The sequence below is a fragment of the Flectobacillus rivi genome, assembly GCF_030056655.1.
GTDB classification, from domain to species: Bacteria; Bacteroidota; Bacteroidia; order Cytophagales; family Spirosomataceae; genus Flectobacillus; species Flectobacillus rivi.
In genome coordinates this window covers 345,157-357,060 of sequence record NZ_JASHIE010000009.1, presented here as the reverse complement: position 1 = coordinate 357,060, position 11,904 = coordinate 345,157, and the positions used below count along the sequence as shown (strand labels likewise).

The 11,904-nt window shown below is 36.4% G+C and carries 8 protein-coding genes and 1 pseudogene; 6 read left to right on the top strand and 3 right to left on the bottom strand.

The window, feature by feature from the left end:
* Nucleotides 1-102 precede the first annotated feature (102 nt).
* Both QM481_RS14230 and QM481_RS14225 read left to right on the top strand, forming a co-directional pair.
* On the top strand, nucleotides 103-2,250 hold the full coding sequence (locus QM481_RS14230) for a WG repeat-containing protein (protein WP_283382227.1): 2,148 nt from the start codon (nucleotides 103-105) through the stop codon (nucleotides 2,248-2,250).
* Between the two features lie 95 nt (nucleotides 2,251-2,345).
* Nucleotides 2,346-2,654 carry a DUF4286 family protein gene (locus QM481_RS14225; protein WP_166552153.1) on the top strand — a complete coding sequence of 103 codons (309 nt, stop codon included), beginning with the start codon at nucleotides 2,346-2,348 and terminating at the stop codon, nucleotides 2,652-2,654.
* A 274-nt stretch (nucleotides 2,655-2,928) separates the two neighbouring features.
* On the opposite strand, the gene QM481_RS14220 is transcribed toward QM481_RS14225, so the two are convergent.
* On the bottom strand, nucleotides 2,929-4,377 hold the full coding sequence (locus QM481_RS14220) for a TlpA family protein disulfide reductase (protein ID WP_283382226.1): 1,449 nt from the start codon (nucleotides 4,375-4,377) through the stop codon (nucleotides 2,929-2,931).
* Between the two features lie 63 nt (nucleotides 4,378-4,440).
* A complete protein-coding gene (gene ung, locus QM481_RS14215; RefSeq protein ID WP_166552155.1) occupies nucleotides 4,441-5,106 on the bottom strand; it encodes a uracil-DNA glycosylase in 666 nt (221 codons plus the stop codon).
* 208 nt (nucleotides 5,107-5,314) lie between these two features.
* Between ung and apaG the strand changes: the two genes are divergently transcribed.
* Nucleotides 5,315-5,701, top strand: coding sequence for a Co2+/Mg2+ efflux facilitator ApaG/CorD (gene apaG / locus QM481_RS14210; RefSeq protein ID WP_166552156.1), 387 nt, complete (start codon nucleotides 5,315-5,317; stop codon nucleotides 5,699-5,701).
* Nucleotides 5,702-5,713: 12 nt separating this feature from the next.
* A complete protein-coding gene (locus QM481_RS14205) occupies nucleotides 5,714-6,547 on the top strand; it encodes an O-methyltransferase (protein WP_283382225.1) in 834 nt (277 codons plus the stop codon).
* 126 nt (nucleotides 6,548-6,673) lie between these two features.
* On the opposite strand, the gene QM481_RS14200 is transcribed toward QM481_RS14205, so the two are convergent.
* Complete coding sequence (locus tag QM481_RS14200) at nucleotides 6,674-7,816, bottom strand: MFS transporter (protein WP_283382224.1); 1,143 nt, start codon at nucleotides 7,814-7,816, stop codon at nucleotides 6,674-6,676.
* Between the two features lie 988 nt (nucleotides 7,817-8,804).
* Here QM481_RS14200 and QM481_RS24920 point away from each other — a divergent pair.
* Both QM481_RS24920 and QM481_RS14195 read left to right on the top strand, forming a co-directional pair.
* Nucleotides 8,805-8,972, top strand: a pseudogene (locus QM481_RS24920) (hypothetical protein); the annotation flags it as partial.
* 16 nt (nucleotides 8,973-8,988) lie between these two features.
* Entirely contained in the window at nucleotides 8,989-11,904 is a 2,916-nt protein-coding gene (locus tag QM481_RS14195) for a PAS domain S-box protein (protein WP_283382223.1), read from the top strand.

Below are 11,904 nucleotides of genomic sequence, written 5' to 3'. Positions count from 1 at the left end.
CAATACTTAATACAAAAGTGCTTTACCCATTATTTTAATTGCCCCTTAAACACAACATCACTATCGAAAACCCGACCCTTAAGTATAGAAGCCCTAATTAAGATGAAAAAAAAATTACTCCTAACGCTATTACTCAGTTATTGCCACTACAATTTTGCTCAACAAGCCATTTCGGCAGCCAAAAAAGACTCAACCAATACCTTTATTGGTGATATGCGCGTAACCGAACGACTAGAGTCAGTCGGTACGGCTCGTAAGCAAACGGTGAATATACTTCGTTCAAAATTAGAAGTATTGGAAAAAAATAACCGAAATCCTTTAGTTGTAGAACTCTCTTCCGTGTCTAGCTCCGCAGACAAATCCACGCCAACCGAAACATTCGCCAGTCTTATTGCCAAGTTAGACAAAAAATATAAAGCGGATATTCGTAGCATCGAAACAGACAACATCAGAGATATTTTTCAGATTGAACAAAAAAGCGAAATCAAAAGTCGCCATTCTGCGGTGGTTTCGGCACAGTGCTTTTCTGCAAAAAATGATGGGAATTTTGTAAAAATGAATGACCTCGACGGAGAAGAAATTGTAGGATTCCCGCTCGAATCGTTCAAAGGAAACTCTCGCTACGGATTGGTAGAAAACTACCATCAAGGTTTTGCTCGTATCAAGAAAGACCAAGTGTTTGGATACTTGAATTACTGTGGCGACGAAGTGATTCCATGTCAATTTGAAAAAGCAGAGAATTTTAACGACGGAAAAGCACTCGTTAAAAAATTTGAATGGTATTTCATAGATGTATATGGCAATGAAAGTGAAGCCCTCGAAAATGTTGTAGAAGCAAAAGCTCTCAAATATGGTATTAGTGTTGCGAAATTCAAAAATGGCAAATTTGCCCTTATCGACAACTCTTACGACCAATCTAAAAAAGTATTATCTGAATACTACGATGAAATTTTAGCCTTCAATCGTGAACTACTAAGAGTTAGGATTGGTAAGTTCTTTGGACTTATCAAATACGATGGTACAGTCAAAATTGACCCTATTTACGATAACCTTAGCGCAACTACCGAGCAAGGCAAATGGATGATTATTGAACAAAATAAGAAAATGGGTTTGATGGATACCGAAGGTAATATTCGTCTAAAACCTATTTTTGAAAGTATCATTCCTATGCCCGTTGACCCAAGTATTGCTACTGTAAATTTGGGTTTAGCCAAAGATGAAACAGGCTTTAAATTAGTAGATTTCAAAGACCTTCGCACTAGTAAATCGTATCTTTCAATAGGAGAATTTAACCGCTTTGGACTAGCTCCTATCAAGGACGGGAAGTATTTTGGTTTTATCAATACTGACCTCAAAGTAGTGATTGACCCTGTTTATCGTAGTTTGGGAAGTTTCAACCAATACGGTTTGATTTCAGCTTGTAAAGATGTAAGCAATGCTGTTCGTTGTGGTTATATCAAACATGATGGAACAGAAGTAATTCCATTGGCTTATGACGAAGTTGCCAATTTCAATAAATTTGGGTTGGTAGTTGTACGTGAAAATGCCAAAAACTGTAGCATTCCATCTGGTAACTGTAAAGTAGATATGGTTTATGATAAAAATGGAACAGTAGTAATTGGAAAAACAAACGAAGTAGCTCCTATTGGCATCAGATATGCCACAACAGATACTATTTTCAATGGAAACTATGTGGTAGTAAAAACTTTTACACCCAACAAAGATGGTGATGAAGAAATGGAGTTTAACTTGGTAGAACGTGCCAACGCTCGTCGTATCACTGCACAAGGATACAAGTCTATTCGTAAATTTGATGCCAACCAGTTATTCCCAGTATTGAAAGAAGGCAAATGGGGGCTTATTGATACTTCGGGTCGTGTAGTTGCAAAACCAGCCTACAAAGAAATGTTGTATTCGACAGAAGGTTTATACGGTGTAAAATTTGATAATGGTAAATATGGTTTTATCGACAAAAAGGGAAAAGTCCAAATAGCCTTCGACTATGACGAAATACGGCCTTTCAATAATGGTTTGGCTGTCGTGTCAAAAGGCAATGGAAAGCTTGGAATTATCAATAAATTCAATGCTAAAATTGCTCCATGTTCCTTTAATGAAATTAATATTTTGCCAGCTACCAAGCAGTTCGAGCTTATAGATACATCGGGAGGTAAGTTTATCCTCAATAGTAGCGGTGATTGTGTTACCAATTGTACGAAATTTGATGAAATCCGTAAAATGGCAAACCAATAAGATTTTTTACTGTAATTTTGCAAAATCCATTATCCTCCACGATAATGGATTTTGTTTTTATCAATAGTCAATCTTTGTAAAAGGTCAGAAGAATCATGTATTTGCAAAATGTAACTTTCAATATCGATACACAAGCCGAGGTAGAGTTTTTGTCATGGATGAAATCTCAACATATTCCCGAAATCATGGCGACAGGCTTACCAACCAATTTCAAAATCTTAAAATTATTGACTGAAGTACACAATGGTGGCGCTACTTATTCATTTCAGTATGCTTTCGAAACTAAGCAACATTATGATATTTATGAAGCAATCCATTTTGACGAATTTATCGCTAAAGTAGATGCTCGCTACAAAGGTAAATATGTATTCTTTGCTAGTTTGCTCCAAGAAATGGATGCTTAATTCCATATTTAGTGATTGAGTAATTTAGCGAATGAGTGATTAGTTTCACTTGTAGAGACGCAATGCTTTGCGTCTTAAGCGGAGTCAAACATAGCATAGTGGTATTAAAAAAGCGCTCGAAAAACAGTTTTCGAGCGCTTTTTTAATGAAATTTATAGAATCATCTTAATTTTAACATTCGGTTTGACACATCTCTAGATGCAAGGGATTGCGGCTCTATTGGCGTATTTAGAATAACTCTTTCACGCACTCACCAATCACTCAATTCTGGAATTTATTTCTCTTCTAGTAATTGTATCAACTCTCCCAAAGTTCGTGGGTCGCTAGGACGTTTGGCGTTTTCGTAAACAATTTCCCCCTTTTTATTGATAATCAAATACCTAGGAATCGCTTGCAATTTAAAGCGTTTGGCGGCTTCAGAGTACCATCCTCCTTTTGAAAACAAATTAAGTCCTTCCATTAAAGCATGTTTTTCAACACCCTTTTTCCACAATTCTTCTGTATCATCTACCGAGATATACAAAAACTCAATATCTTTTTTGAATTTGCTCGGTATAGATTGCATGAGTTTTTTGGAATAAGGAAACTCCTCAATACATGGTTTACACCACGTTGCCCAAAAATCAATATACAAAATTTTACCTTTCAGACTCGACAACGCAACACTATCTCCTTTTAGATTTACAGCCCTGAATGAACCATCCTTTGCTTCTAGTACTTTCGCTATTTCGGCGTCTTTTGCTCCTAAAATAACCCCACACTTATCTTTAATTACTTTTGACCAAGCATCGGCAGTAGAGGAGACAGACAAAGCAGCAAAGGTATTACGAGCTACAGAAGGCAACACTTTGTCACAATTATTATAAAGCAAATACGCCAAATAATACTGATAACTTAGCAATGGCAAATGTTCTCTAGCAAAACTATGCTTATCGGTCATTGACTTACTTTGATCTTTGTACTTTTCAAAATCGTGTGCTTTTGAGTTAAAATAGGTCACATAATAGCTCAAAAAGCTTCGATATGAGTCCGAAAGTAAGGCTTCGTCTTGCAGTTTTTTGGTATCCAAATCGGCCACCAAAGTATTTGGCAAGGCCATTACTTTGGTAAGAGCAGTATTTGTATTGCCTTTGACAATAGGATATGCCAACAAGTAGTTCCAATAATTCCAGCGGATTTGGTTTTCAATATATTGCTTAAATTTTGGTGAAAACTTCTCCAATCCTGTGGCTTTTTTATAAAAATCGGATTGCGCTTTTTTAGCATCAAATAATGTCATTTCCCATGAATCTATCGGGATTTCAGCCATTTGAGCAAATACTTTTGTAGCATTGAAATTATCAGCAAATTTTTCATTGAATTGCTGTAAAAAAGTATTTTCAGCATTTAATGAGCCCTCTATCTGAAGCGATTTTGGCCAATCTTTACCATCAATTTTAATCTTTACTTGATTTCCCCTTTCCAAATACAGATGAAACACTTTTCCTCTAAAATTCAAATCTACAATTCCTTCGTCTGCTATCCCAAATTGAATGGCATCAGATATACCAGAGGCTGCCACAAAAAAGTCTTTCCGCACTTTTGCTCCAAGAAACAGTGGATCATACGAAAGGTATAAGGTATCTTTTCCTGTATTGGTGAGTTCGAGAGATACTACAGACTGCTGAGCCAGAGTACCAAACGAACAACATAAAAGAATTAAAACACGCAAGATTTTTTTCATAATAAACTGTATAAGCGAGAGTTATGAATTGCGAATACACTCACAATTCTGCATGAACATTTGTTACCACACAATGGGTTGTTGTCCTCTGTTGAGCAAATAAGCATTGGTCTGTGAAAAATGTTTGTTACCAAACCATCCGCCTTGATTAGCCGACATTGGTGAAGGGTGCTTGCATTTCAACACCAAATGCTTTTTAGTATCTATCACAGCACCTTTATCTTGGGCATATTTTCCCCAAAGCAAAAATACCACACCTTCTTTTTCATCGGACAAACATTTGATTACGGCATCGGTAAACTGTTCCCAACCTTTTTTTTGATGTGAGCCAGCGCTATTAGCTCTTACAGTCAAAGTGGCATTCAATAATAATACACCTTGAGTTGCCCAGCGCTCCAAATTTCCAGAGGCAGGCATATCTGTACCTAAATCGTCTTTAATTTCTTTGAAAATATTGATTAAAGAAGGAGGAAAAGCAATTCCATCGTTGACTGAGAAAGATAATCCCATCGCTTGATTAAGGCCATGATAAGGATCCTGCCCCAAAATAACTACCTTTGTTTGGTCGAAAGGACATTTATCAAAAGCGTTGAAAATGAGTTTTCCAGGAGGATATATCTTTTGAGATTGGTATTCTTCTTTTACAAATGATACTAATTGAGTAAAATACGGCTTTTCGAACTCGCCCGCTAGTCTGGTCTTCCATGAAGACTCTATTTTTACATCCATACGTTCTTGGTGTTTTACAGAAAGTATTTAATTATTCTAAAAATTGATCTATGCTTTTTTAACAAAACTACACATTTTCACATTTTCAAACCTAACTTTGTATTTGTTAATACAGTAGCAAAATCGGAATTATATTTATTTTTACGCTGTTAAAACATAAAGAATTTTGCACCACTTGTAAATTCATCATACCCAAATTGTAAAAAACATGGTCTCGGCAATTACACATGGCATTAAAGTAACTGTAGAAACAGAGTATCAACCACAATACTCTAATCCATCTCATGCCCATTTTGTTTTTTCTTATCGTATAAAAATCGAAAACGAAAGCGAATATACTGTCAAGCTACTTCATCGCCATTGGATTATTGTCGATGCCAATGGGCTAGAGCGACAAGTGTCGGGCGAGGGCGTAGTGGGTCAACAACCTATCATCGAACCAGGGCATTCGCATGAGTATTCGAGTGGTTGTAATTTCAATACCTCTATTGGCAAAATGAAAGGTAGTTATACCATGGAGCGTGTATTTGATGGGAAAAAGTTTAATGTTGCCGTTCCTGACTTTACGATGACTGTGCCTTATCGTTTGAATTAATTCTTGATTATTTTGATTCTATCTTATCTAAAATACCTTCTAAAAGCAGGTGATGAACATTCGGTTCATTCGCCATTTGTATTTGACTTATATTACCGTGCCATCAAATCACGCGATGGTCGTTATTTGCAATTAGTCCGTGTTGAGCCTCCCGATGCCAACGCACCAAAGCGCATTCAAAACAATCCCGAACATATCCTATCGATTGAATCACTTCGTGAAGCCCTAAAGTCAGATTCCAGAACTATAGAAATTACAGAATTGGGTGCAGGCTCAAAAATTCATTCTGGCAATCAACGAAAAATATCAGACTTAAATAATACTGCTCAAAAACCTCCTAAATATGCACAGCTTTTGGCTCGATTAGTTACCTATTTTCAGTCATCTACCATTTTAGATTTGGGGACTTCGCTAGGACTAACCACTGCCTACATGGCATTGAGTGGTCAAAATGCCAAAGTGTACAGCTTTGAGGGATGTCCTCAAACAGCTGCAATTGCTCAAGAAAATCTGGCAAAATTGGGCGTTAATAATGTTTCAATCATCAAAGGGAACATCGACCATACGCTTCAAGAAGTTGTCAGTAAACTCTCCTCACTTGATTTTATCTTTGTCGATGCCAACCATCGCAAAGCTCCTACCCTTTCCTATTTTGAAATTTGTTTGCCAAAAGTTCATGAAAATTCGATTATGATTTTCGATGATATTTATTGGTCTAAAGAAATGACCGAAGCGTGGGAACAAATCAAACAACATCCCAGTGTTGGTATAAGCATCGACTTATTTCAGTTTGGAATCGTACTTTTCAGAAAAACTCAAGCCAAACAGCACTTTGTATTGAAATAGCCTCTAGCACGTAATGAATTGATAGTTTACAAAGGTTGGCAAAAATCTGCTATGGCGGATATTGGATTGCGGAGGTAGAACATTTTACAAAATTCTTCAATATTTCCGAAATCAGAAATCCCAAATCTACAATTGATTGTACTTTACTTTTCTGACAAAATATAGCCCAATTAAAATGATGATTACTTCAAAAATCACAAGAGCACGAACAATACCCAAGGCATCAGATAAATAGCCAAGGAAAATAGCAGGAATGCCAAATCCGATGTATCCAACAAACATAAATCCCGAAACGGCTCGTGCTCGTTGTTCGCCACCAATATTAGCAATAATAGCTAATCCTCCCAAATAGGAAAACCCATAGGCTGCCATTCCAATAATAGAAGCCCCTATCAAAATAATCAGTAAGACAGATAGATAACACCCTAAAATCACTAATCCAAAACCCAAAGGAATCAATAGATAGCCAATTTGTACAGCTTTTTTGGGATTAAAGTTTCGGATAAATGGTTGCAAAAATGCACCAGTCCAATTAATTAAAACCAAACAAAAACCAGCGTATGTAGTCAAGCCAATCAACGCCAACTGTCCAGGAATAATAGCAATGACAATACCTGTCACCGCCCAGCAAACACCTATCCCAATATTGACAGGAAGTGCATTTTCTGGAAAATAAGGCAAACGCATCACCTTTCCTCCTTGGGGCGGCAAATCTGGTAAAAACAACATCAATAATACACCTATAATAGTTAACCCAATCAAAACGGGATAACTCAGCGGCACCAACGTAAACTCATGGATAATAAGCAAGGTGGTGGTAAGTGCTCCTCCACTAAAACCGATCGCCGTAGAAAAAGACGCTATATTGGCCGCTTGCGTGGCTGGATGTTCTTCTTGATTAAGCGTCAGTATTTCTGTTAAATAGGCTGTTCCTGTACCCATGCTCAAGCCAAGTGCGATTCCCTGACAAAAACGAGCTATTATCAAAGTATATACCGCTGGATGAAACGTTATCACTGTTGTAGAAGCCAGAGAAAATAACACACTCAATAGCATGATTTTTTTGCGACCTATCCTATCTGAAATACCTCCCAAAAAAATGTAACAAGGCAGCATTCCCACAATATAAGAAGCCAACACCAAGGCCGTTTGTCCATTATTTAAGCCTTCATTTTGGGCATAAACCCTAAATAATGGCATCGAAACATTCACTGCGAGGGTGACTAATAGCAATGCATAGGCAATAATATATTTTGCATTCTTTTTCATTTTTTCAGGATATACGAAAAATTTTGTACATGGTTTAAGAAAATTATCAAAAAGCGTAAAAATTATTTTAAAATCTTGTAATTTAGCACTCATACCCATCCATAAAACCATTGAACATTTCTGCTGTAAGAAACATCTATTTATTTGATTTTTTTGAAAATATTATTTTATAGATGTTATGTAAAATCGCAACACTTCTAGGAATATTAACGCTTGATGTTTTCACATCTTTACTATTTTTGTCTGTACCTCTCTTTTCTGGTACAAAAAGTATTTTGTCATAATATTTGTATATACATTTAATTTGAATACTTTCATTGTCAAAATTCAATAAAATTGTGAGTAAAAACATAGAAATAATTAAAGATTACAAGAAGATGCACGATTTTTGCTAATGATTTTCTCAAAGACTATTGCCAAATTATTGAAACCCTTGAATCAACATATATTTTCTGATTTTTCAACCAGAACCATCTTCTCTATGCACTCTTCATACGAGAAAGTAAAGGGGAAATCTTCATTAGTCAATAATCTCTGAGAGTAAGGTAATGTAAGGCTGACGCCAAAATCCTTAATTTGAAACCCATAAAAAACAGTCATCCATACACAAATACCTCATCACACTGATATAATCTTGAGAAAATATAACTAAATTTTGCTTAGACAAAGTTCAGGAAAAGAGATTGGTGTTGCTTAATATAAATTGCTAAAGATATCATAGGTTTATCTTTCTGATAAACCCAGCAGAAAATAAACCGTCAAGAAGAAGTAGACTCTAATTTAGAATAAGACCATCGTCATTCAATTCTTGCTTGATATTGAACCCGAATCTAACAGATTACTTAACCATATTGTAACCTCATTATATTTCATCCACTTATGAAAGGTATAGTTTTTACAAATTTTCTCGAAAAAGCTGAAGCTCGTTCTGGCTAAAATCATCGCTTTGTTCAGGACACTAACCCCTGATACTTAATTACCTCGTTTTGATACTCAAAAGATTACTGATGAGCATTTCGTGCTAATTTATCATTCAAACCGCAGAATGGGAGACTTTGCACTTGGACTGTTCCTAAATTGCTTAGATCATCACAACCCCAAAGCAGATATTCAAATCTCACAATTTAACGAAAGAAGGCTGCATAGTGCGTTTTGAAATTATAGCTAAATAAATGAATACTAACGAAATAGAGCTACTAAAAACGAAACTTGAGCGTGAAAGAGCCGCTCGTATTCAAGCTGAAACAATCTTGGACGAAAAGGCTATGGAGTTATTTGAGTCTAATCAAAATCTGATTCGACTTAATCAGCGCTTAGAAGCTCAAATCAACGAAAAAGTTTCTGAACTCAGTAAAAGTGAAATCCGCTACAAACAACTTATTGAATCTGTTCAAGACATTATATATAAAATTTCACCTGACGGATATTTCACCTTTGTCAACCCTATCATTGAACAGAGACTGGGGTATCTAGATAACGAAATCGTAGGGCGACATTTTACAGAATTGGTACTTCCTGAATATCGAGAATCACTCGTCAATTTTTATTACGAGATGGTAGCAACGAAAAAAGAAAGTACCTATAATGAGTTTCCAGTATTTCATAAAGATGGACATATCATCTGGATTGGTCAGACGGTAAGATCAATTTTAGAAAATGGTGAAATCAACGAACTGGTAGCTGTTGCTCGTGATATTACCGACCGTAAATCAACAGAAGAGATTCTTAAAAGTACCCAAATTCGTCTTTCAACCCTGATTTCAAATATGCAGTCAGGTATCTTAGTTGAAGACGAAAGTAGACATATCATTTTAGTAAACCAGTTTCTCTGTGATACTCTCGGCTTCAATACTTCTCCAGAATCACTAATTGGCATTGACTGCGAAAGTGCACTACAGGACCTCAAAAATTATTTTAGTGAGCCTGAAGAGTTTGCTAGTCGTGTCAATACCTTAGTCGAAGAACAAAAGCTGGTAGTCAACGAAAAGGTTCGAACAGCCGACGGACGAATATTGGAGCGTGACTATATTCCAATATTCATTGATGAACACTATACAGGGCATCTTTGGAGATATAATGATGTTACCGAAAATTTCAATACCCAAGAAACGATTCGTAAAAGCGAGGAAAAGTATCGCGGCATTATGAATAATATGGAATTGGGATTGCTAGAAGTAGATAACGATCAAACCATTATACGAGCTTATGATAAGTTTTGTAAAATGGTAGGATATACAGAAGCCGAACTCTTGGGAAAAAATGCGATGGAGCTATTTCTTCCTAAAGAATTTATCACAGTTATTGAAGAACAGCAAAATCTTCGAAAAATTGGAGGAAGTAGTTCTTATGAATTGCCTATCCTTAAAAAAGATGGAGAAATCCTATGGACACTCATTAGTGGTGCCCCGATTATTGACGAACATGGAGTCACTGTAGGTTCTATCGGGATTCACTATGACCTAACTGAGCGCAAAACGCTAGAACAAGAATTGAGTTTGGCAAAACAAATTGCCGAAGATGCTCGTCAAGCTGAAAAGCAATTCTTAGCCAACATGAGCCACGAAATTCGTACGCCTTTGAATGCAATCATTGGTATGGCTCACCTGTTGTTTGATACCCATCCTACCAATCAACAAGTAGAATACCTTGAGATTTTGAGAAGTTCAGCAGACTTCTTGCATAGTCTCATTTCTGACTTGTTGGATATGGCAAAAATCGAAGCAGGTAAAATTGAAGTAAACCATAAGGAGTTTGATCTCGTAGGTTTATTAAAGACGGTTCAGAAGGTATTTGAAATCAAAATTGGAAATCGTCCGCTTGAAGTAAATGTCATGATTGACTCAAAAATTCATGGTGCTTATATCGGCGATGATTTATTACTCAATCAGATTTTATTGAACATCATAGGCAACGCAGAGAAATTTACCGAAAAAGGCGAAATCAATATCACAGTTCGTCAAATAAAAGAAGTTGCCAAAGATGAAGTATTATTGGAATTCCAAATTGCAGATACAGGTATTGGGATTTCTCCAGAAAAGCTAGAACTGATTTTCCAAAAATTCAAACAAATCAATCAGCAAGGACATAAGCATAAAGGAACAGGCTTGGGCTTGGCCATTACCAAAGAGCTTATCGAGCTTCAAGGAGGCGATATTCATGCAACAAGTGTAGAAGGAAAAGGCACAACTTTTATTTTCTCATTACCTTACAAAAGAAGCGACAATATTATTATTACAGCGCCAGCTCCAAGTAGTAAACTTTCAGAAACTAAGGATTTTGAAAATGGACATATCTTGGTTGTTGAAGACAATTTGATGAATCAAAAGTATATTTCAAGTCTTTTAAACAAATGGAATCGCCACTTTACGGTGGTTTCAGATGGGCGACAAGCTGTAGAACAAATTCATAAACACAAGTTTGATATTATTTTCATGGACCTTCAGATGCCACACATGGATGGCTACGAAGCTACTATTGCTATTAGAAGTACCCAAACACCTAATCAACATGTACCTATCATTGCCCTTACGGCATCGGCTATGCTCGACCAAAAAGTGAAGGCTATGGCAGTAGGTATGAGTGATTTTTTACCAAAGCCGTTTGCACCGAATCAATTATTTGAAATGCTACAAAAATATAGAAAACTCTCTAATGAGGAAACTGAAGATGATTTTGAAGAAATCAGAACAGTTCATATTATCGAACCCCCAACACAGCAAACAACTACCGTGGAAAACCCTATTGACTACGAGCGACTAGATGAGATGTATGAGGGAGATGTCGAATATCAAGCCGATATGTTTGATACCTTTTTATCTGATGTTTATCCCGAATTCAAAGATTTGGCGCCATTTGTGGAGCAACAAAATTTTCCAGAATTGAAAAAATTGGCTCATAAGCTCAAGCCAACCTTAGGGATGGTAGGTTTAACTCAGCTCGAAAAACAACTTGTCGAAATTGAGCGTAGAGCCTTAGACAAACCAGAGTATTACGACCTTAAAGCTAAGGTAGATCAATTGCTGAAGGCGTTGAACCAAATTCATCCAATTTTAGAAAAAGAGTTGCAACGCTTACAAAACCTCCAATAA